The organism is Streptomyces corchorusii (genome assembly GCF_001514055.1).
GTDB classification, from domain to species: Bacteria; Actinomycetota; Actinomycetes; order Streptomycetales; family Streptomycetaceae; genus Streptomyces; species Streptomyces olivaceoviridis.
Genome location: NZ_KQ948363.1, coordinates 15,662 through 36,257 on the forward strand (window position 1 = coordinate 15,662; position 20,596 = coordinate 36,257).

Below are 20,596 nucleotides of genomic sequence, written 5' to 3' on the forward strand. Positions count from 1 at the left end.
GGCGGCTCAGAGGAACGTACGCCCCTCACCCCGGTAGGTGGGCACGCAGGCCGTCACCGTGTCCCCCTCGACCAGGTGCAGGGTGTCGAACCGCTCGCACAGTTCGCCCGCCTTCGCGTGCCGGAACCACACCTTGTCGCCGATGAGCAGATCGTCGGCGGGCGAGCCGAGCAGCGGGGTCTGCACCTCGCCGGGGCCCTCCTGCGGGTCGTACCGCAGGCCCTCCGGCAGGTACGGCACCGGCAGCCGGTCGGGGCCGGCAGCGCCGGAGGCCGGGTAGCCGCCGCCGAGCACGGTGACGACGCCCACGCCGGGCCGCCGGACCACCGGTTGGGCGAAGAGCGCGGCCGGACGGCCGGAGAAGGACGTGTAGTTGTCGAACAGGCGCGGCACGTACAGCCCCGAGCCGGCCGCGATCTCGGTCACCGCGTCCTCGGCGGCGGTGTGCTGCACACTGCCGGTGCCGCCGCCGTTGACGAACTCCAGGTCCGGGGCGACCGCCCGGACCGCCCGGACGGCCGCGGCCCGCCGCTCCGCCAGCTCCCGCCGGGCGGTGGCCTGCATCAGCCGGATCGCCCGCGAGCGCAGGGGCCGCCCGGCGACCGCGTCCCCGACCCCGGCGACGTGCCCCTCATACGCCATGATCCCCACCAGCCGGAAGCCCGGCCGCCGGGACACGGACCGCGCCAGCTCGGCGAGTTGGGCGGGGGAGTGCAGCGGCGAACGCCGGGCCCCGACCCGGACCCGGCCGCCGAGCAGCCTCAGCGAGGTGTCCAACTCCAGGCAGACCCGCACCACTTCACGACCGCCGTCGCGGGCCGCGTCGATGAGGTCGAGGTGCGCCGGATCGTCGATCATCACGGTGACGGCACCGGCCAGCTTGGGATCGGCGGCCAGTTCCGCGAACCCGGCCCGGTCCGCCGACGGATAGGCCAGCAGGACGTCCTCGAACCCCGAACGCGCGAGCCACAGCGACTCGTCCAGGGTGAACGACATGATGCCCTGGAAGCCGTCCCTGGCCAGGACGCGTTCCAGCAGCGCCCGGCAGCGGACCGACTTGCTGGCGACCCGCACGGGCTTGCCCCCGGCGCGGCGGACCAGGTCGTCCGCGTTGGCGTCGAAGGCGTCCAGGTCCACGATCGCGAGAGGGGCGTCGAGATGGGCGGTGGCCCGGTCGTAACGGGCCCGGTCGGCGGCGCGCGCAGTCATGACGGAAGCCTGCCAGACAGGATTACCGCAGGGTAGGGGGACGTTCCGGGCAGATGCCCCTGGCGCGTGGACTGGTTCTCCTTCCCTCCCGGACAACCCGTAGAGTGACGCGCACGTACGGCGGAACGCGCCCGGCCACCATGTGAACGGGGATGCCGGTCCGGCCGTACGGGTATGCGTGCCCGGAAGGAGCTTCCACGCCGGGCGCGGCCGAGCAGCAGACCGGCCCGCGTACGAGGAGACGGCCCGGGCACGAGGAAACGGGGGGTGCATGAGCACGGGAGCCCGCCACGCCCCGGTACCGCGTCGCCCGTCGGCTCCCCCGGGGCCCCCGGCCCAGCGCCCGCCGCTCCCGGACGACGACCCCGACGAGGAGCCGTCGGTCTTCACCCCCCGTGGTGCACGGCCCGCACCCGACGCGGCCCCCCGCGCGCACCGCCCGCGCCCGTCGGCCGTGCCCGAGGCCCCCGCCCCCGCGAGCCCGCCCCCACCGCCGGCCTCGGCCCGGTTCCCCGACGCCCCGCCGGGTACGGGCTCCGCCGGCGCACCGGCCCCGACCGCTCCGACAGCTCCGACGGCCTCGGTGACCCCGGCGGAGACGGCCCCGGAGACCAGCACGGCCCGGCTCCGCCCGGACAGGGAGCCCGGGGCACAGGGCGCCCCGGCCGAGACCCCGTCGGAGACGACGGCGCGACTGCGCCCGATCCGCCCGGCCACCCCGCCCGCGCCGGTGTCCACGCCTGCGCCGGCTCCCTCGACTCCGCCGGTGTCCTCGCCCGCGCCGGTGTCCTCGCCTGCGCCGGATTCACCGCGTTCTCCGGCACCCGGCCTGCGGCACCCCGGTTCGGCCCCCACCGCGCCCACCGGCTCGGCTTCGGCCGGTTCCGAGGGAGCGCCGGGGGACCGCCGTACCGGTGGCGTGCCCGCGTCCGGGCAGGCGCGGGACCCCCTTGCCGGCGACCCCCGTACCGGTGGTGTGCCGGCGCCCGCGCGGGCGGAGGGCGGCCCGGCCGGTGTCGTCCCCGGGTCCGGGCGGACGAACGGCCGGGCCGGGGTCTGGAGTCCCCTGGCTCCCGCACCTCCCGTGCGTTCCGCGCCCGCCCCCGCTCACTCCTGGGGGGCCGGAACCGATGCGCGGCCCTTCGTGTCGTTCGGGGAGCCGGAGGGGTTCGGGGGGCGGACGCGTCCCCGTGCCGGGACGCGCACCGTCGCCGCCGCTGCCTGCCTCGTGCTCGGACTCGGGCTCATCGGCGGTGCCGCGACCGGGAGTTGGCTCACCGGGGACGGCGGGGCGGACGGCGCCGGGAACGCCTTCGGCACCGCCCGGACCCTGTGGCACAGCGTGCCCGTGGACGAACTGTTCCCGCCCACCGTCCAGGGCACGGGCGCCGGCCCCGGCGGCGCCGACCGCACCTGGACCCGGATCGCCGTCGCCCGGGACAGCGGCTGCGCCCACGCCTTCGACCCGCTGCTGCACAAGGTCCTCGCCCCGGTCGGCTGCCAGCGGCTGCTGCGCGCCACCTACACCGACGCCACCCAGACCTACGTCACCACCGTCGGCCTGCTCTTCACCAAGGCCGACCCCGCCGCGATGTCCGCGCTCGCCGCCCGCTTCCGCGACGAACACCTCGACAGCCGCGCCGACCTGATGCCCCGGCCGTACGCCGCCGCCAGCACGGCCGCCGCCGGGTTCGGGGACCGGCAGCGGGCCGCGTGGACCGTCGCCGTCCTCACCGACGCCCCCGTCGTCGCCTATGCCGTCTCCGGCTGGGCCGACGGCCGTACCGTCGACGCGCCCCAGCCCGCCGCGGACGCCGTCCGCTCCGGCGCCACCACGGCACCGGCCCAGGCCGGCCTCGGCAACGAGGCACAGGGCCTGGCCGACCGCATCGCACGGCGCCTGCGCAAGACCGTCGGCACGGCCACGGAGAAACCCTCATGACGCACGCGGCCCAGCACGCCGCCAAGGCGGCGGTGGGCCTGCTGCTCGCCGTCCCCCTCGCCCTGCTGCCGTCCGCCGCCCACGCCGACGGCATCCGCGCCCAGCAGTGGGGCCTCGGCGCCCTCCACCTGGACGAGGCCTGGCGGACCAGCAAGGGCCGGGGCGTCACCGTCGCCGTCCTGGACACCGGCGTCGAGGCCGACCACCCGGACCTCGACGGCAACGTCCTGCCCGACAAGGACATGATCGGTTTCGGCGCCGGACCCGGCGACCGCACCTGGGCCCGGCACGGCACCGCCATGGCCGGCATCATCGCCGGGCACGGCCACGGACCCGGCGGCTCCGACGGCGTCGTGGGCGTCGCCCCCGAGGCGAAGATCCTGCCGGTCCGGGTGATCCTGGAGGACGGCGACCCGGCCCGCGCCAAGGCCCGTACCACCCGCGGCAACGCCCTCGCCGACGGCATCCGCTGGGCCGCCGACCACGGCGCCGACGTCATCAACCTCTCCCTCGGCGACGACTCGAACTCCGCCCACCCCGAACCCGGCGAGGACGAGGCGGTGCAGTACGCCCTGAAGAAGGGCGTGGTCGTCGTCGCCTCCGCGGGCAACGGCGGAGACAAGGGCGACCACGTCTCCTACCCGGCCGCCTACCCGGGCGTCATCGCCGCGACCGCCGTGGACAAGTACGGCACCCGCGCCGCCTTCTCCACCCGCCGCTGGTACGCGGCCGTGAGCGCGCCCGGCGTCGACGTCGTCATCGCCGACCCCGACCACAAGTACTACGCGGGCTGGGGCACGAGTGCCGCCTCGGCCTTCGTCTCCGGCGCGGCGGCCCTGATCAAGGCCGCCCACCCCGGTCTTTCCCCGGCCCAGATCAAGAAGCTCCTGGAGGACACCGCGCGGGACGCCCCGGTCGGCGGCCGGGACGACTCCCGGGGCTTCGGCATGATCGACCCGGCGGCGGCCCTGAAGGCCGCCGCCCGGGTCGAACCCCGGAGCCTGAAACCCGCGTCCTACGGCGAGAAGTACTTCGGCACCGGCCCGGACACCCCCAGCGCCACGAGCGGCCCCTCCGACTGGGCGGCCCCGCTCGCGGGCGGCGCGGGCGGGGTCCTGCTGGTGGCCGGGGTGATGCTGTGGCGGGGCCGCAGGCACTCGGCCTGAGCCGCTACCCGGCGATGTACCCGATCTCCGGGTAACGCGGCGAAGCGCCGTCCAGCAGGTGCGCGGTGTCGGGACGGCCCCGCAGCCACACGTCGAAGAAGGCCCGCACCGTGGCCCGTACGGCCGCCACCGCCCGGTCGGCGGGGATCGTGCCGGCCTGCAACCGCTGCCGCACCGCCTCCGGGACCTGGGGTGCGACGGCCACGAGGTCCGTGTAGGAGTTGTGGTCGGCGTCCGCGAGCCGCAGGCAGCGGCGCCAGCCGCTCAGCCGCTCCCAGAACGGGTGCCAGGTCGGGTCCTGGTCCATGCCGTCGTGAACGACCGTGTCCATCAGCAGGAACGGCCGGTCGAGACCGTGCTCGACCACCGGCCCGTACAGCGCGCCGTCCAGGTCGATGCCGGCCCGCACCCGCTCGTCCAGGTACATGACGGCCGCCGACGCGGCACCGCCCCGGGAGTGCCCGAAGGCGCCGGTCCGCGTGAGGTCCAGGCTCCCGCACAGACCGCGGGGCAGCGGGCGCCGCTGTGCGTCGGGGTTGCCGCCCCGGTTCACGACGGCCAACTGGTCGAGCACGAACCGCAGGTCGTCGGCGCGCACCGCGACCGCCTCCGCCCGGCCGACCGGGTCCGGCTCGGGGCAGGTCACGACGCGGCCGTCGGGGAACTCCACCTCGCCCGAGTCGTACGGGTGGTCCACCGTGACCACCACGTACCCCCAGGACACCAGGTCCTCGACGACGAGGGTGTTGAACGTGCGGTCCGAGGTGTAGCCCGGCGAGTACAGCAGCACCGGCCGGCGGCCCGGCCTGGCCGGCGCCCGGTCCGCGCTGTGCGTCCACGGCAGCGCGTAGCCGTCCACCGCGCCGCCGAAGCGGGCCTTCACCGCCCGCTCGGCACCGGACGGCAGCCACGGCAGCGGTGCGTGACCCCGTACCTCCGTGGCCGGGTAGTGCACGGTCACCATCAGCTCACGCGGCGCTCCCGTGCCCGACCGGGGTTCGGTCCGCGACCGGTCGACCAGGTGCAGCTCCACGGCGCCCACCGGCGCGGGCCCGGTCGGACCGGCCAGCCGGATGGGGATGAGACCGGCCGCCGAGGCGTGTCCGGGGGCCGACAGGGGAACGGCGGCGGCTGCGACGGCTCCGAGGCCGCCGGCTATGAGGGATCGGCGAGTGGGGCGTACGGGAGGCACCGGGCTCCTTCCGCGGCCGGACGCCGGCTCGGCAAAGAAATCACCGGCCTCCGGCCTGCTCATCGTCAAGTTCCTTGCACGCTAGGTCATTCGGTTGACAGTCGCTCGATCTTTTACGGCCGAACGCGAGGGGTCATGTGTCGCCAAACACCCCTACCGCCGCCTTCGCCGCCGCCTCCACCAGCGAGATCCCCCGCGCCTGGCTCGCCGTGCCGTCCGACAGCACCGCCACCAGATAGTCGGTCCCGCCCGCCGTCACCCGGCCGATGCTGTTGACGTCCCACAGCCCCGTCGTGCTGCGCGGCAGCCACCCGTTCTTCAGCGCACAGGAGTCGCCCTCGGCGGCGGCCGACACCCCCCACCGCTGATCCGGCTCGACGGACTCCATCAACCCCTGGAGATACGTCCGGGAGGCTTCGCTCAGCTGCGAGTTCTCCCCGAACACCTGCTGGAGGAGGACCAGTTGGTCCGCCGCGGTGGTCCGGGTCAGCCCCCACAGCCCACCGTCCCCGCCGGAGGTGGCCGTCAGCCCGAAACGCTCGTTCGCCGCGTCCAGCCCGGCCGCCCGCCCGATCGTGTGCCACAGCGCCGTCGCGGAGGCGTTGTCGCTGTTCTCGATCATCTTCGTGGCGTACGCCCGCTCCTGCGCCGTCAGCCGCCGGCCCGCGTCCTGCGCCTGGAGCAGCAGCGCGGCCAGGATGCCGACCTTGACGATGCTCGCCGTGTCGAAGGAGGCGTCGCCGTACACGGCGCTCTCCCCGGACTCCGGCGCCAGCACCGCCGCCGACACCCGCGCGCCCGACGGCACCTCGACCTCCGCCATGGCGGCGCTCAGAACCGCTTCCCGGTCCACCGTCGCGGGCTCCCGCACGGACGCCTCCTCACCGGCCCCGGCCGAGGCGGTGACCGAGGGCGTCGCCGCCGACGATACGGCCACGGCCCCGGCGCGCGCCCGGCCCTTCACATAGACCGTGCCGGCGGCGGTGACCCCGCCCACGGCGGCGACGGCGAGCGCGGCGCACAGGAAGGCACGGCGCCGGGACGGGCGCGCGCGGCGGCCACGGCGGGCTCTGGAGGACTGCATGCCGCGATGCTCGGCGCGAGGGCTGTGCGCCCTGTGGGACGGAGCTGAGGGCCGGGTCAGGGAAGACCGGGATTCCTGTGAACGCGGTGCCGCCTGCGTTCCCGGCCCCGCACGAGCCCGGCGGCCCGCCCCCTATAGGGTCGGGGACCGTGGCGAACAAGAACATTCCCGACCCCGGCTTCTCCGACGACGACGGCTCCGCCGACCCCCGGCTGAGCGCGGCGCTGGCCGCCTGGGCCGAGGACCGCAGCGCCCTCGGGCCCGTCCTGGAGGCGCTCAGGGGCGCCCGCCTGCTGGTCCCCGTCGTCGCCGTGCTCGGCGAGGTGGAGGAGGACGAGAACGGCCTGCGCCGGGAGAAGACCAGCGACATGGCCGTGCCCACCTTGAAGGCCGGCGGCCGTACCGCGCTGCCCGCCTTCACCTCGACCGACTCCCTCGCCCGCTGGGACCCCGCGGCCCGCCCGGTCGCCGTACCCCTGCACCAGGCCCTCCAGGCCGCGGCGCACGAGCGGGCCGACACGGTCGTGCTCGACCTCGCCGGACCGGTGCCGTTCGAGCTGGCCGGCCCGGCGCTGCTCGCCCTCGCCGAGGGCCGCACCAGCACCGACCCGCTCGCCGACCCCGCCGTGGTGGGGGCCGTCCGTGCCGCGGTGGCGGCGGAGCCCGCCGTGCTGCGCGCCCACCTCGGGCCCGGACGGGCCGACGGCACCCTCGCCCTCGTCCTCGACCCGGCCGCGCCGCCCGCGGAGGCGGCCCGCGCGATCGCCGAGCGGCTGGCGGCCGACGAAACACTGCGGGCCCGCCTGGTGCGCGGTCTCGACCTGGCACTGCTGCCGGCCGGGACCACGCCTCCGGGCGAGCCCCTGTACGTGAAGGAAGAGGTCGGCCGTGCGGGAGCGGGTCAGCCGTAGACCGGGCCGGTGTACTTCTCGCCCGGTCCCTGGCCCGGCTCGTCCGGGACGATCGACGCCTCGCGGAACGCGAGCTGGAGCGACTTCAGGCCGTCGCGCAGCGGAGCCGCGTGGAAGGAGCTGATCTCGGTCGCGCTCGCGTCCAGCAGACCGGCGAGCCCGGTGATCAGCTTGCGGGCCTCGTCCAGGTCCTTGTACTTCTCGCCCTCCTCGCTCAGCCCGAGCTTCACGGCGGCGGCGCTCATCAGGTTGACGGCGACCGTCACGATCACCTCGACGGCGGGGACCTCGGCGATGTCCCGGGTCATCGCGTCGAAGTCGGGAGCCTGGGAAGGCTCGGCAGGGGTGTCACTCATGCCCCACACCATAGGTGGTCGCGCCCGGCGCCCCTGAATTCGCCCTTGTCAAGCGATCCTGCTAATCTGAAGGACGACCGGCTGGACCTGATTGTGTCCGGCCCACAAGTGGAGGCTCCGATCTCCCACCTGACCGTCCTCCGGGGCGGCGGGTCATCCGGTCAGGCGGCCGCCATCGTTCCGTACGGACGATGGAGTCGCCCGAAAGCGCGCCCCGCGGCATCGCGGCGGTGCTCCGGTTGTTTGGAGCCCCGCCTGTGATCGTCCGGGGCATTTTTTGTGCTTCGGCGCGGTTAGGTCTAACGAAAAGAGACGTTACGCGGCTGTCCGCCAGACCGCCGTGTGGTGCTACCGAGGAGGATCCATCAGCGCCGAGCCCCGCATCAACGACCGGATTCGCGTTCCCGAGGTGCGACTTGTCGGTCCCAGTGGCGAGCAGGTCGGCATCGTGCCGCTCGCGAAGGCACTGGAGCTTGCGCAGGAGTACGACCTGGACCTGGTCGAGGTCGCGGCGAACGCCCGTCCGCCCGTGTGCAAGCTCATGGACTACGGGAAGTTCAAGTACGAGTCGGCCATGAAGGCCCGTGAGGCGCGCAAGAACCAGGCGCACACGGTCATCAAGGAGATGAAGCTCCGGCCGAAGATCGACCCGCACGACTATGACACCAAGAAGGGTCACGTCGTCCGGTTCCTCAAGCAGGGCGACAAGGTCAAGATCACGATCATGTTCCGTGGTCGCGAGCAGTCCCGCCCCGAGCTGGGCTACCGACTGCTGCAGCGGCTCGCGGAGGACGTCCAGGACCTCGGTTTCGTGGAGTCGAACCCGAAGCAGGACGGCCGGAACATGATCATGGTCCTCGGTCCGCACAAGAAGAAGACCGAGGCGATGGCCGAGGCCCGCCAGGCGCAGGAGGCCCGCAAGGCCGACGCGAAGGCGAACCCCGGCAAGTCGCAGAACCCTGCCGAGGCCGAGGCACCGTCCGAGGAGCCGGCCGAGGCGTGATCCCGGGGGATGTACGTCTCCGTACGTCCCCGTGGATGTAACCGAAAGAAGAGAGCGACGCTCCGCCGTGCCCGGTTTCACGACCGGGCACCGGAGCGCCACCGACGAGGAGATAACGGCGCTATGCCGAAGAACAAGTCGCACAGCGGTGCCAGCAAGCGCTTCAAGGTCACCGGCTCCGGCAAGGTGCTCCGTGAGCGCGCCGGCAAGCGCCACCTGCTTGAGCACAAGTCGTCCCGCGTCACGCGTCGCCTCACCGGCAACGCCGAGATGGCCCCGGGCGACGCCGCGAAGATCAAGAAGCTTCTCGGCAAGTGACGCGGCGGCGCTCTGAGCGCCGTGCGTCGGGACCGGGACCGAATCGATTCCGGGTCGTGTGAGCACCACCACGACCCCGCTACAAGGAGTTAACAAGTGGCACGCGTCAAGCGGGCAGTCAACGCCCACAAGAAGCGCCGGGCGATCCTGGAGCAGGCCTCCGGCTACCGCGGTCAGCGCTCGCGCCTGTACCGCAAGGCCAAGGAGCAGGTCACCCACTCGCTGGTCTACAACTACAACGACCGCAAGAAGCGCAAGGGCGACTTCCGTCAGCTGTGGATCCAGCGCATCAACGCCGCTGCCCGCGCCAACGGCATCACCTACAACCGCTTCATCCAGGGTCTGAAGGCCGCGAACGTCGAGGTCGACCGCAAGATCCTGGCCGAGCTGGCCGTGAACGACGCGAGCGCCTTCGCGGCGCTCGTCGAGGTCGCGCAGAAGGCGCTGCCGTCGGACGTGAACGCCCCCAAGGCCGCGTGACGCCGCGCCGGCTCTGAGCCGACGCTCACCGTAGGACCCGCAGGCTGTATGGCTTGCGGGTCCTGTCGTTGCCGGGTCGGCCGTCGTTCGAGCGCGGGCAGTTCCCCGCGCCCCTGCGGGGCGCCTGATCCGCTGCACGTAGAAATTCGCTGAAGGTGACCTAGAGGATGCCCACCCCCGAGCTGATCTCCCCCCGTTCCACCCGTGTCTCCGCCGCCCGGCGGCTGGCCAAGCGGAACTTCCGGGGGAAGGACCGGCTGTTCCTCGCGGAGGGGCCGCAGGCCGTCCGGGAGGCGGCCGGGCACCGGGCCGACGGCGTCTCCACCCTCGTGGAGCTGTTCGCGACCGTGGAGGCCGCGGAGCGGTACGCGGACATCATCGGCGCGGCCCGCGACGCCGGTGCCCGGGTGCACCTCGCGTCCGAAGAGGTCATCGCCGACATCTCCACCACCGTCACCCCGCAGGGCCTGGTCGGCGTCTGCCGGTTCCTGGACACCCCGTTCGAGGACATCCTCGCCGCCCGGCCGAAGCTGGTCGCCGTCCTCGCCCACGTGCGGGACCCCGGCAACGCCGGCACCGTGCTGCGCTGCGCCGACGCCGCCGGCGCCGAGGCGGTGATCCTCACCGACGCCTCCGTGGACCTGTACAACCCCAAGGCCGTCCGGGCCTCCGTCGGCTCGCACTTCCACCTGCCCGTCGCCGTCGGCGTCCCCGTCGAGCGGGCCGTGGCCGGACTGAAGGAGGCCGGGGTGCGCGTCCTGGCCGCCGACGGGGCCGGCGACCGCGACCTGGACGAGGAGCTCGACAAGGGCACCATGGGCGGCCCCACCGCCTGGGTGTTCGGGAACGAGGCCTGGGGGCTGCCCGAGGAGACCCGCGCCCTCACCGACGCCGTCGTACGCGTCCCCATCCACGGGAAGGCCGAGAGCCTGAACCTCGCCACCGCCGCCGCCGTATGTCTCTACGCGTCGGCCCGTGCACAGCGCGCCTCCGGAGGGTGCCGCTCCGTCACCGAGAGCTAGTAGGGTGACCAGCGCGGGGCCCTGCGCCGTCTGAGAGGTGGGGTACGGGGATGAGTGTGGCCGGCACGAGCACCGCGCCGGAAGGACGGGACGCGCGGCGCGCGCCCGTGTCCCGGTGCGCCGGCTCCGGCGTCGATCCCGACCAGTTGCCCGACGGCCTCGTCGTCGCCGACGAACACGGCCGCGTGACCTGCTTCAACGCCGCCGCCGCGCGGATCACCGCGGTGCGGCCCGCCGACGCCCTCGGACAGTCCCTGGAGAAGGCGCTGCCCTTAGAGGACCTGGAGGGGCGCCGCTGGTGGCAGCTCACCGACCCGTACGGCGGGCTCGCCATCCGGGTGCGGCAGCCGGAGCGCAACCTGCTGCTGCCCGGCGGCCGGGAGGTCCTCGTCTCCGCCCGCTACGTGCGCGACGAGCCGCTGGGTCCGGTGCGCAGCGTGGTCGTCTCCCTCCGGGACACCGAGGCCCGCCGCCGCACCGAGCGCAGCCACGCCGAGCTGATCGCCACCGTCGCCCACGAGTTGCGCTCCCCGCTCACCTCCGTGAAGGGCTTCACCGCCACCCTGCTCGCCAAGTGGGAACGCTTCACCGACGACCAGAAGCGGCTCATGCTGGAGACCGTCGACGCCGACGCGGACCGCGTCACCCGCCTCATCGCCGAGCTGCTGGACATCTCGCGGATCGACTCCGGGCGGCTGGAGGTGCGCCGCCAGCCCGTCGACATCAAAGCCGCCGTCTCCCGGCACATCCAGGCCTACGTCGCCGCCGGCCAGCCCGCCGACCGCTTCCTGCTCCGCATCGAACAGCCGCTGCCCGCCCTGTGGGCCGATCCCGACAAGATCGACCAGGTGCTCAGCAACCTCATCGAAAATGCCGTGCGGCACGGCGAGGGAACCGTCACCATTGACGTCACGCCCACGCCGTCCCCGCGCGAGGGCGAGGAAATCGGCACGTCGGTCACCGTGAGCGACGAGGGGCCCGGCATCCCGGAGGAGTCCATGAACCGCGTCTTCACCCGTTTCTGGCGGGGCAGCAAGCGCGGCGGCACGGGCCTCGGGCTGTACATCGTCAAGGGCATCGTGGAGGCCCACGGCGGCACGATCACGGTCGGCCGGGCCGCCGACGGCGGCGCCGAGTTCCGATTTACGTTGCCCGTGAGCGCGCCGGCGTATCTCGCCTAGCGGCCCACGGGCCATTCGTCTACGTCCACCCCGTTAGACTCGGCCTTTGGCACCTTTGTGTCCTGCACGGCCCGCTACGCCGGTCACGGGGACCATCCGCCAGGGGGCACCCCCCAGCGTCAGCTGGGGGACAATCGGAAGCACGGGAAGAGATGTCGGCACCCAATAAGTCGTACGACCCTGTCGAGGTCGAGGCGTTGAAACCGGAAGAGATCGAGCGCATGCGGGACGAGGCGCTCGCCGCCTTCACCGCCGCGGACTCCCTCGACGCGCTGCACGAGGCCAAGGTCGCCCACACCGGCCCCGCCTCCCCGCTGGCCCTCGCCAACCGGGAGATCGGCGCCCTGCCCCCGCACGCCAAGGCCGAGGCCGGCAAGCGCGTCGGCATGGCCCGCGGCGCCGTGAACAAGGCCCTCGCCGCCCGCCAGGCCGAACTGGAGGCCGAGCGGGACGCCCGCGTGCTGGTCGAGGAGGACGTCGACGTCACCCTGCCGTACGACCGCGTCCCGGCCGGTGCCCGGCACCCGCTGACCACGCTCTCGGAGCGCATCGAGGACATCTTCGTGGCCATGGGCTACGAGGTCGCCGAGGGCCCGCAGGTCGAGGCGGAGTGGTTCAACTTCGACGCCCTGAACATCGGCCCGGACCACCCGGCGCGCGGCGAGGCCGACACCTTCTTCGTCCAGGGGCCCGACGGCGGCACCGAGTCCGGTGTCGTGCTGCGCACCCACACCTCGCCGGTCCAGATCCGCTCCCTGCTCGACCGCGAGCTGCCGGTCTACGTGATCTGCCCGGGCCGCGTCTACCGCACCGACGAGCTGGACGCCACGCACACGCCCGTCTTCCACCAGGTCGAGCTGCTCGCCGTGGACGAGGGCCTGACCATGGCCGACCTCAAGGGGACCCTGGACCACATGGTCCAGTCGCTGTTCGGCGAGGGCATGAAGACCCGGCTGCGGCCGAACTTCTTCCCCTTCACCGAGCCGAGCGCCGAGATGGACATGCTCTGCTACGTCTGCAAGGGCGAGTCCGTCGGCAACCCCGACCGGCCCTGCCGCACCTGCTCCAGCGAGGGCTGGATCGAGCTGGGCGGCTGCGGCATGGTCAACCCGCGGGTGCTCACCGCCTGCGGCGTCGACCCGGAGAAGTACAGCGGCTTCGCCTTCGGGTTCGGCATCGAGCGGATGTTGATGTTCCGCCACAACGTCGAAGACATGCGAGACATGGTCGAGGGTGACGTCCGGTTCACCCGGCCGTTCGGGATGGAGATCTGATGCGGGTCCCGCTTTCTTGGCTGCGGGAGTACGTCGACCTGCCGGCGACTGAGACCGGGCGCGACGTCCAGGCCAAGCTCATTTCGGCCGGTCTGGAGGTCGAGACGGTCGAGCAGCTCGGCGCCGACCTCAAGGGCCCCCTGGTCGTCGGCCAGGTGCTGACCATCGAGGAGCTGGAGGGCTTCAAGAAGCCGATCCGCTTCTGCACCGTCGACGTCGGCCAGGCCAACGGCACCGGTGAGCCCCAGGAGATCGTCTGCGGCGCCCGCAACTTCCAGGTCGGCGACAAGGTCGTCGTGGTCCTCCCCGGCGCCACGCTGCCCGGCGGTTTCTCCATCGCCGCCCGCAAGACCTACGGCAAGACCTCCCACGGCATGATCTGCTCCAGCGACGAGCTGGGCATGGGCGACGACGGCACCCACGGCATCATCGTGCTGCCGCCGGAGACCGAGGTCGGCAAGGACGCCATCGAGCTGCTGGAGCTGGTCGACGAGGTCCTGGACATCGCCGTCACCGCCAACCGCGGCGACTGCCTGTCCATCCGCGGTGTCGCGCGTGAGACCGCCATCGCCTACGGCCTGCCGCTGCGCGACCCCGCGCTGATCGACGTCCCCGCGCCGAACGCCTACGGCTACCCGGTCCAGGTCACCGACCCGTTCGGCTGCGACCGCTTCACCGCGCGCACGGTCACCGGCCTGCGCCCCGAGGCCCGCTCCCCGATCTGGCTCCAGCGCCGGCTCCAGAAGGTCGGTATGCGCCCGATCTCGCTGGCCGTCGACGTCACGAACTACGTGATGATGGAGCTGGGCCAGCCGCTGCACGCCTACGACCGGTCCCTGGTCCAGGGCACCATCGGGGTGCGCCGCGCGCAGGAGGGCGAGAAGCTCGTCACCCTCGACGGCGTCGAGCGCACGCTGCACGCCGAGGACCTGGTCATCACCGACGAGCGCGGCCCCATCGGCCTCGCCGGCGTGATGGGCGGCGCCAACACCGAGATCGCCGACCACGAGGTCACCGAGGACGGCGTCAACGGCACGAGCGACGTAGTCATCGAGGCCGCCCACTTCGACGCCGTCTCCATCGCCCGCACGGCCCGCCGCCACAAGCTGCTCTCCGAGGCGTCCCGACGCTTCGAGCGGGGCGTCGACCCGCAGGCCGCCGCTGCCGCCGCGCAGCGCACGGTGGACCTGCTGGTCCTCCTCGCGGGCGGTACGGCGGAGGCCGGCGTCACCGAGATCATCGCGCCCTCGGCCCCGCACACCATCACCCTCCCGGCCGGCCACCCGGACAAGGTCGCGGGCGTCGACTACGGCCGCGAGACGGTCGTACGCCGTCTCCAGCAGGTCGGCTGCGACGTCTACGGGCAGGACGAGCTGCTGGTCACCGTCCCGTCCTGGCGTCCCGACCTGGTCGACCCGAACGACCTGGCCGAAGAGGTCATCCGCCTGGAGGGCTACGAGAACCTGCCCTCCACGCTGCCCAAGCTGCCCTCGGGCCGCGGTCTGACCCACCGCCAGCGGCTGCACCGCCGGGTCGGCCGGGCGCTGGCCGGCGCCGGCTACGTCGAGGCGCCGAACTACCCGTTCGTCAGCGAGCAGGTCTTCGACCAGCTCGGCCTGGAGGCCGATGACCCGGCCCGCCGCGTCGTGAAGCTGGTCAACCCGCTCAGCGACGAGGAGCCGGCGCTGCGCACCACGCTGCTGCCGGGCCTGCTCGGCGCCCTGCGGCGCAACGACGGCCGGGGCTCGCACGACCTCGCCCTGTTCGAGACCGGGCTGGTCTTCCTGCCGCGCGAGGAATCGCACGGCGCCACGCACCTGCCCGTCGACCGGCGTCCCACCGACGAGGAGATCGCCGCGCTGAACGCCGCGCTGCCCGAGCAGCCCCGGCACGTGGCCGTCGTCCTCGCCGGCGCCCGTGAGCAGGCCGGCTGGTGGGGCAAGGGCCGTCCGGCCGACTGGGCCGACGCGGTCGAGGCGGCGCGTGCCGTCGCCCGGGAAGCCGGTGCCGAGCTGATCGTCCGCAAGGGCCAGTACGGTCCGTGGCACCCCGGCCGGTGTGCCGAGCTGGTGGTCGCCGCCGACGGCGCGGAGCGGGTCGTGGGCCATGCGGGAGAGCTGCACCCGCGCGTCCTCAAGGCCCTGGGGCTGCCCGAGCGCACGTGCGCGATGGAGCTGGACCTGGACGCCCTGGAGGCGGTGGGCGACGGCGTCCCGCAGGCGCCGGGCATCTCCACGTTCCCGGTCGCCACGCAGGACGTCGCCCTCGTCGTCGACAAGCCGGTGCCGGCCGTTCAGGTCGAGGCGGCGCTGCGCGAGGGTGCCGGTGAGCTGCTGGAGTCCATCCGGCTGTTCGACGTGTACGAGAACGCCGAGCAGCTCGGGGAGGGCCGGAAGTCGCTCGCGTACGCGCTCCGGTTCCGGGCCGCCGACCGCACGCTGACCGTGGACGAGGCGTCGGCCGCGCGGGACGCGGCGGTCGCCCTCGCGGGTGAGCGTACGGGTGCGGTACTGAGGGGCTAGCAGCAGTCGGGGTTCCCCGCGCCCCCCAGGGGCGCCCGACCCCGCTGTGGCCCGCATAAATGCACGTCGGCGCCGGGTCTCTCACTCATTCGGGTGGGAAGTGAGGGTGATCCTCCCCGCCCGGCTCATGCCGTCGACAGAATCGGACCGGCCTTTCGGGGCCGGTCCGATTCCTCTGTCAGGGCCCATATGGGGGACCAGAGGCATGATCCGCATCAAGGCACGGGCGCCCACCGGGCGGGTGGCAGTACTGCCCACGGTCTGGGGAGCCGTCGCGGTCGGCTACAAGTTCGGCTGTCCGCTCGCCCAGCAGAACGGGCTCGGGGCCCGCATCGTCACCAGTGCCGTGTTCTTCGCCGTCGGCACCGGCCTCATAGTCCATGTCCGCCGCTCCCTGCTGCGGGAGCTGCGGCTCGCCCGGCGGGCGGCGAACGCCGCGCAGAACGTGGTCCTGCGTCCGCTGCCGCCACGGCTCGACGGGATCGACGTCGCCGCCGCCCAGCTCTCGGCCGACCGGGGCGCGAGCGTCGGCGGCGATCTGTACGAGGCCGTCGCCACGGAACACGGGGTCCGGGTGGTGATGGGGGACGTACGGGGGCACGGTCTGGCCGCCCTCGGTACCGTCGCCGCCCTCCTCGGCAGCTTCCGCGAGGCCGCCCACGACGAGCCCGGACTCGACCGCGTGCTCCGCAGACTGGATCGCGCCCTCGCCCGCCACCTGCGCGAACGCGCCCGCGCCGAGCACCCCGCGAACGGCCCCGCCGACCTCGACCACCCGGTCGCCGAGGAGTTCGTCACCGTGCTCCTGCTGGAGATCGACGGGGACGGCGACCTGCGCGTCCTCAACTGCGGCCATCCCTGGCCGTACGCGCTGCGGGGGACCGGCGTCGAGCAGCTGACCGGCGGGGACCCCCTTCCGCCGCTGGGGCCGTTCCCGCTGCCGGCGGAACTGGAGGTGCTGTCCTGCGGCCGACTGCACCCGGGGGAGTCGCTGGTCCTCTTCACGGACGGGGCGGAGGACGCGCGGGACGCCCAGGGGCGGTTCTTCCCGCTGCCGGAAGCCTTGCGCGAGGCCGTACGCGACCACCCGGTCTCACCCCAGGCGGTCCTGCGCACCGTCTTCTCGGGTCTCCTGCGCCACACGGTCGGCAGACCGACGGACGACGTCGCGGTACTGGTCCTGCGCAACGGCCGAAGAGGGGCGGGCAACTCCCCGGGCGCGCGGGGCGAGGACGTCAGCGGCTCCGCCACGCGGACGCGCCCGGCCCCCACGCACCCGCGGCCGACGACGTGCCACTAGGTCCCGGCCGGGCCGTCGTCCAGGTCCCGGCCGGGCCGCCGTCGTCGAGGGGGAGCCGGCGGCCCGGCCGGCCTCTTGCGAGGCATCCCAGTCAACCGGATCGACACGCTCCGCAACAGCGCGCGTACGCAACGGATACGGGCACTGCGTTCACACCCCGTGTGAACGCGGAACCACTACGCTGACCGCACCAGGCCACTCGGGGGGCATCCCATGCAGCCCAACACCCTGCTCGACGCCATCCTGGACGAGGCGGGCATCTCGCACGCCGGTCTCGCCGCCCACGTCAACCAGGCGGGCCGCGCACGCGGACTCGCCCTGCGGTACGAACACACCGCCGTGGCGCGCTGGTTGAAGGGCCAGCGGCCCCGCGGCCAGGTGCCGGACCTGATCTGCGAAGTGCTCGCGGCGCGGCTGCGACGCCCCGTCACGCTCGACGACATCGGGCTCGGCGTGCCCGGTGAGCCCAGCACCCCGCACGCCGGTTCGTTGGGCGGGTTCGTGGAGCGGGCCACCGCCCTGTGGCGCTCGGACGAACAGCAGCGGCCCCATGTGCTGGGCGCCCCGGCCGTCACCGGGACCCCGGCGGTGATGCCGGTGTGGGAGTGGGAGAACCCGCCCGAGGACGTCGACGTCTCCCGGGGCGGCCGGCACCCGGTCACCACGGCCGACATCGAGATGCTGCGCGCCGCCCGGACGCACTACGAGCAGATGTACCGCAAGGCCGGTGGTGTCGCGACCCGGACGCGGATCGTCGGGTTCCTCAACGCCGAGGCCGCGCCGCTGCTGCGCGGCAGCTACACCGATGCCACCGGCCGTCAACTGCACCGGGCCACGGGCGGGTTGGTGGCGATCGCGGGCATCTGCGCGTACGACTCCGACGCGCACGGGCTCGCGCAGCGCTACTTCCACCAGGCGCTGCGGCTGGCGAAGGCCAGCGGGGACCGGGGTCTTGGGGCGTACGTCATCGCCCTGCTGGTCAACCAGTCGCTGTTCATGCGGGAGTACCGGCAGGCCGTCGCCTTCGCCGAGGCCGCGCTGCGCGCCGCCGGCCGGCACATCACCCCGGCGCTCGCCTCCGACCTGTACGCGATGCAGGCCAAGGCGTACGCGCACCTCGGGGACAGCGGCAGCGCGCTGTCCTGCATCCGGCGGGCGGAGACGGCGGCCGAGCGGATCCGGCGGGGCTACGAGCCCGACGAGACCGGGTACGTGCAGCCGGGGCTGGTCAACGTACAGGTGGCCGAGGCGCTGTTGAGCCTCGGGGAACTCGCCGCCGCCCGGGAGCACGCGGCGGCGGCCGTCGACAACCCGGCCCACGACCGGGGGCGGGTGCACCGGCTGGCCATGCTCAGCACCATCGAACTGCGCCAGGGCAACGCCGACAAGGCCGTGGCCACCGCCGTGCGGATGGCGGAGCAGGCACGGGGAATGGAGTCCCAGCGGCTGCGCGACAGACTGCGCGCGGTGCGCGAGCACTTGGTGCGTTGCGGCTCGGCCGGCACCGCCGAAGCCGCCGAACTCATCGACGGGGCACTGCGCGTACCGCTGTAGGCCCCCTGTGGGCACACCGTCCCTGCTGCGATATTGCCACTTACTCGGCGGAAGGTGGCAGAACCGTGCAGTGGACGAAACAAAGCGAGCAGACTGTGTATGAAAACCGCTGGTTCAGCGTCAATCTCGCAGATGTCGAGCTGCCGGACGGCCGGCACCTCGACCACTTCCTCATCCGGCTGCGCCCCGTGGCCGTGGCCACGGTGGTCAACGAGGCGAACGAGGTGCTGCTGCTGTGGCGGCACCGCTTCATCACCGACAGCTGGGGCTGGGAGCTGGCCGCGGGCGTCGTCGAGGACGGCGAGGACATCGCGAGCGCGGCGGCCCGGGAACTGGAGGAGGAGACCGGCTGGCGGCCGGGGCCCCTGCACCACCTGATGAGCGTGGAGCCGTCCAACGGCCTCACCGACGCCCGGCACCACATCTACTGGTCCGACCGGGGCGAGTACGTCGGGCACCCCGTGGACGACTTCGAGTCGGACCGGCGGGAATGGGTCCCCCTGAAGCTCGTCCCCGACCTCATCGCCCGTGGGGAGGTCCCGGCCGCCAACATGGCGGCCGCGTTACTCCTGCTGCACCACCTCAGGCTCGCCGAAGGCTAGGGAGCCGGCGGCTAGTGGGCCGCCAGCGCCTGCCAGACCGTCACCACGAGCGCACCGAGCGCGGTCAGCGCGGCGAGCGAGGGCAGCGGCCAGCGTGCGTGTTCCAGCGAGGCCATCCGGGTGTTCAGCTCGTCCAGCTCCTTGGCGGTCTCCTCGGTACGGTGACGCAGCAGCGCCAGTCCTCCCTCGACACGGGCGTAGGCCACGTCGAGGCGGCGCCGTAACTCTGCGAGTTCTCCATGGACCACGGGATGCTCCGGTTCGGCGGTCACAGGTCCGCTCCTTTCGGTGGTCGAAATGGGTGGTTCCGCATCCCTTGCATGCGCATGATGAGTCAACTCGCCTGGTGGGCGCGTGGGGAGCGTGTGTGGCGGGCATATGCGTGCCCGGCGCGCACACGGTGTGTGAAACGGACGGGCCCGGCACCGCGATCCGGTGCCGGGCCCGTAGGCGTCGCTCTTCGTAATCAGCCGTAGGTGTAGAAGCCGGAGCCGGTCTTCCGGCCGAGCCGGCCCGCCTCCACCATGCGCTGGAGCAGCGGGGGAGCGGCGTACAGCGGCTCCTTGTACTCGGCGTACATCGAGTTGGCGATGGAGACGATGGTGTCCAGGCCGATCAGGTCGGACAGCTTCAGCGGGCCCATCGGGTGGGCGCAGCCCATCTCCATGCCGTTGTCGATGTCCTCGCGGCTCGCGATGCCCGACTCGAACATCCGGATCGCGGACAGCAGGTACGGCACGAGCAGCGCGTTCACCACGAAGCCGGAGCGGTCCTGGGCGCGGATGGCGTGCTTGCCGAGCACCTTCTCGGCGAAGACCTGGGCGCGGCTGAGCGTGCCCTCGGAGGTGGTGAGCGCCGGGATCAGCTCGACCAGCTTCTGCACCGGGGCCGGGTTGAAGAAGTGGATGCCCACGACGTGGTCCGGGCGGGAGGTGGCGACCGCCAGCTTCACCAGCGGGATCGAGGAGGTGTTGGAGGCCAGGATCGCGTCCGGCCGGGCCACCACCTGGTCGAGCACCTGGAAGATCTCGGTCTTCACCTGCTCGTTCTCGACGACGGCCTCGATCACCAGGTCCCGGTCGGTGAACTCGCCGAGGTCGGTGGTGAAGCTCAGCCGCGCCTGGGTGGCGTCCCGCTCCTCCTCGCTGATCTTGCCGCGCTCGGCGGCCTTGGCCAGGGAGTTGTACAGCCGGGTACGGCCGATCTCCAGGGCCTCGCCGGTGGTCTCGGCGACCCTCACGTCCAGTCCCGCGCGGGCGCACACCTCGGCGATGCCCGCGCCCATCTGGCCGCAGCCCACGACTCCGACGCGCTCGATGTCGGTCACATCGTTCCCTTCGCTGAGTTCTCCGGCTCGCTGGCAGACCTCCGGGTTCGGCGCCTGCTCCGATCGTGCACGTTACCGCCAAGTATCGATGATCGATCGCCGGGGTGGGGGCATCCTGAACCGCGAAACGATCCGTCACGGAGCGGATCCGGA

Annotated in this window: 19 protein-coding genes; 13 read left to right on the forward strand and 6 right to left on the reverse strand. The window is 73.2% G+C overall.

Features of this window, described 5'->3' with window-relative positions; all coding sequences use genetic code 11:
• Window positions 1-6 precede the first annotated feature (6 nt).
• Window positions 7-1,209, reverse strand: a complete 1,203-nt coding sequence (locus AQJ11_RS30235; protein WP_059265312.1) for an amino acid deaminase/aldolase — start codon at window positions 1,207-1,209, stop codon at window positions 7-9.
• 1,228 nt (window positions 1,210-2,437) lie between these two features.
• Between AQJ11_RS30235 and AQJ11_RS30240 the strand changes: the two genes are divergently transcribed.
• Both AQJ11_RS30240 and mycP read left to right on the forward strand, forming a co-directional pair.
• Window positions 2,438-3,151: a hypothetical protein gene (locus AQJ11_RS30240; protein WP_059265413.1), complete on the forward strand. Its 714-nt coding sequence runs from the start codon at window positions 2,438-2,440 to the stop codon at window positions 3,149-3,151.
• Window positions 3,148-4,317, forward strand: coding sequence for a type VII secretion-associated serine protease mycosin (mycP, locus tag AQJ11_RS30245; protein WP_059265313.1), 1,170 nt, complete (start codon window positions 3,148-3,150; stop codon window positions 4,315-4,317). Before AQJ11_RS30240 ends, mycP begins: the two co-directional genes overlap by 4 nt.
• A 4-nt stretch (window positions 4,318-4,321) precedes the next feature.
• On the opposite strand, the gene AQJ11_RS30250 is transcribed toward mycP, so the two are convergent.
• Complete coding sequence (locus AQJ11_RS30250) at window positions 4,322-5,509, reverse strand: alpha/beta hydrolase family protein (protein ID WP_244218424.1); 1,188 nt, start codon at window positions 5,507-5,509, stop codon at window positions 4,322-4,324.
• Between the two features lie 133 nt (window positions 5,510-5,642).
• Window positions 5,643-6,593 carry a serine hydrolase gene (locus AQJ11_RS30255; protein WP_059265314.1) on the reverse strand — a complete coding sequence of 317 codons (951 nt, stop codon included), beginning with the start codon at window positions 6,591-6,593 and terminating at the stop codon, window positions 5,643-5,645.
• Between the two features lie 149 nt (window positions 6,594-6,742).
• On the opposite strand from AQJ11_RS30255, the gene AQJ11_RS30260 reads away from it, so the two are divergent.
• Window positions 6,743-7,504: an SseB family protein gene (locus tag AQJ11_RS30260; RefSeq protein ID WP_059265315.1), complete on the forward strand. Its 762-nt coding sequence runs from the start codon at window positions 6,743-6,745 to the stop codon at window positions 7,502-7,504.
• Here AQJ11_RS30260 and AQJ11_RS30265 read toward each other — a convergent pair.
• Window positions 7,495-7,860: a DUF1844 domain-containing protein gene (locus tag AQJ11_RS30265; protein ID WP_041665038.1), complete on the reverse strand. Its 366-nt coding sequence runs from the start codon at window positions 7,858-7,860 to the stop codon at window positions 7,495-7,497. The genes AQJ11_RS30260 and AQJ11_RS30265 overlap by 10 nt on opposite strands.
• A 340-nt stretch (window positions 7,861-8,200) precedes the next feature.
• Here AQJ11_RS30265 and infC point away from each other — a divergent pair, with 340 nt between their 5' ends.
• The 10 genes from infC to AQJ11_RS30315 all read left to right on the forward strand — a co-directional run bounded on the left by infC (window position 8,201) and on the right by AQJ11_RS30315 (window position 19,116).
• Window positions 8,201-8,863 (forward strand): translation initiation factor IF-3, encoded by a 663-nt coding sequence (gene infC, locus AQJ11_RS30270; protein ID WP_041667362.1) that lies wholly within the window; start codon window positions 8,201-8,203, stop codon window positions 8,861-8,863.
• A gap of 123 nt (window positions 8,864-8,986) precedes the next feature.
• Window positions 8,987-9,181, forward strand: coding sequence for a 50S ribosomal protein L35 (gene rpmI, locus AQJ11_RS30275; protein ID WP_004933563.1), 195 nt, complete (start codon window positions 8,987-8,989; stop codon window positions 9,179-9,181).
• A gap of 96 nt (window positions 9,182-9,277) precedes the next feature.
• Window positions 9,278-9,661, forward strand: a complete 384-nt coding sequence (gene rplT / locus AQJ11_RS30280) for a 50S ribosomal protein L20 (RefSeq protein ID WP_014671645.1) — start codon at window positions 9,278-9,280, stop codon at window positions 9,659-9,661.
• A 167-nt stretch (window positions 9,662-9,828) separates the two neighbouring features.
• Window positions 9,829-10,683: a TrmH family RNA methyltransferase gene (locus AQJ11_RS30285; RefSeq protein ID WP_014671644.1), complete on the forward strand. Its 855-nt coding sequence runs from the start codon at window positions 9,829-9,831 to the stop codon at window positions 10,681-10,683.
• A gap of 50 nt (window positions 10,684-10,733) precedes the next feature.
• Entirely contained in the window at window positions 10,734-11,864 is a 1,131-nt protein-coding gene (locus AQJ11_RS30290; RefSeq protein WP_059265316.1) for a sensor histidine kinase, read from the forward strand.
• A 152-nt stretch (window positions 11,865-12,016) separates the two neighbouring features.
• Window positions 12,017-13,138, forward strand: a complete 1,122-nt coding sequence (pheS, locus tag AQJ11_RS30295) for a phenylalanine--tRNA ligase subunit alpha (protein ID WP_014671642.1) — start codon at window positions 12,017-12,019, stop codon at window positions 13,136-13,138.
• Window positions 13,138-15,660, forward strand: coding sequence for a phenylalanine--tRNA ligase subunit beta (gene pheT / locus AQJ11_RS30300; protein WP_059265317.1), 2,523 nt, complete (start codon window positions 13,138-13,140; stop codon window positions 15,658-15,660). Before pheS ends, pheT begins: the two co-directional genes overlap by 1 nt.
• 205 nt (window positions 15,661-15,865) lie before the next feature.
• Window positions 15,866-16,960: a PP2C family protein-serine/threonine phosphatase gene (locus AQJ11_RS30305; protein WP_059265318.1), complete on the forward strand. Its 1,095-nt coding sequence runs from the start codon at window positions 15,866-15,868 to the stop codon at window positions 16,958-16,960.
• Between the two features lie 213 nt (window positions 16,961-17,173).
• The gene (locus AQJ11_RS30310) at window positions 17,174-18,514 is read left to right on the forward strand and encodes an NsdA family TPR-like regulatory protein (RefSeq protein WP_014671639.1); all 1,341 of its coding nucleotides are present in this window, start codon (window positions 17,174-17,176) and stop codon (window positions 18,512-18,514) included.
• A gap of 65 nt (window positions 18,515-18,579) precedes the next feature.
• On the forward strand, window positions 18,580-19,116 hold the full coding sequence (locus AQJ11_RS30315; protein WP_078611712.1) for an NUDIX hydrolase: 537 nt from the start codon (window positions 18,580-18,582) through the stop codon (window positions 19,114-19,116).
• A gap of 11 nt (window positions 19,117-19,127) precedes the next feature.
• Here the strand turns inward: AQJ11_RS30315 and AQJ11_RS30320 are convergent, their stop codons facing one another.
• Complete coding sequence (locus tag AQJ11_RS30320) at window positions 19,128-19,388, reverse strand: hypothetical protein (RefSeq protein ID WP_014671637.1); 261 nt, start codon at window positions 19,386-19,388, stop codon at window positions 19,128-19,130.
• Between the two features lie 194 nt (window positions 19,389-19,582).
• Window positions 19,583-20,443: a 3-hydroxybutyryl-CoA dehydrogenase gene (locus AQJ11_RS30325; protein WP_059265319.1), complete on the reverse strand. Its 861-nt coding sequence runs from the start codon at window positions 20,441-20,443 to the stop codon at window positions 19,583-19,585.
• Window positions 20,444-20,596: the final 153 nt, after the last annotated feature.

Excerpts from the sequence above, each read along its gene's own strand:
- AQJ11_RS30235 (WP_059265312.1), bottom strand. The coding sequence starts at position 1,209 with ATGACTGCGCGCGCCGCCGACCGGGCCCGTTACGACCGGGCCACCGCC.
- mycP (WP_059265313.1), top strand. The coding sequence starts at position 3,148 with ATGACGCACGCGGCCCAGCACGCCGCCAAGGCGGCGGTGGGCCTGCTG.
- AQJ11_RS30255 (WP_059265314.1), bottom strand. The coding sequence starts at position 6,593 with ATGCAGTCCTCCAGAGCCCGCCGTGGCCGCCGCGCGCGCCCGTCCCGG.
- AQJ11_RS30265 (WP_041665038.1), bottom strand. The coding sequence starts at position 7,860 with ATGAGTGACACCCCTGCCGAGCCTTCCCAGGCTCCCGACTTCGACGCG.
- rpmI (WP_004933563.1), top strand. The coding sequence starts at position 8,987 with ATGCCGAAGAACAAGTCGCACAGCGGTGCCAGCAAGCGCTTCAAGGTC.
- AQJ11_RS30285 (WP_014671644.1), top strand. The coding sequence starts at position 9,829 with ATGCCCACCCCCGAGCTGATCTCCCCCCGTTCCACCCGTGTCTCCGCC.
- AQJ11_RS30290 (WP_059265316.1), top strand. The coding sequence starts at position 10,734 with ATGAGTGTGGCCGGCACGAGCACCGCGCCGGAAGGACGGGACGCGCGG.
- pheS (WP_014671642.1), top strand. The coding sequence starts at position 12,017 with ATGTCGGCACCCAATAAGTCGTACGACCCTGTCGAGGTCGAGGCGTTG.
- pheT (WP_059265317.1), top strand. The coding sequence starts at position 13,138 with ATGCGGGTCCCGCTTTCTTGGCTGCGGGAGTACGTCGACCTGCCGGCG.
- AQJ11_RS30305 (WP_059265318.1), top strand. The coding sequence starts at position 15,866 with ATGATCCGCATCAAGGCACGGGCGCCCACCGGGCGGGTGGCAGTACTG.
- AQJ11_RS30310 (WP_014671639.1), top strand. The coding sequence starts at position 17,174 with ATGCAGCCCAACACCCTGCTCGACGCCATCCTGGACGAGGCGGGCATC.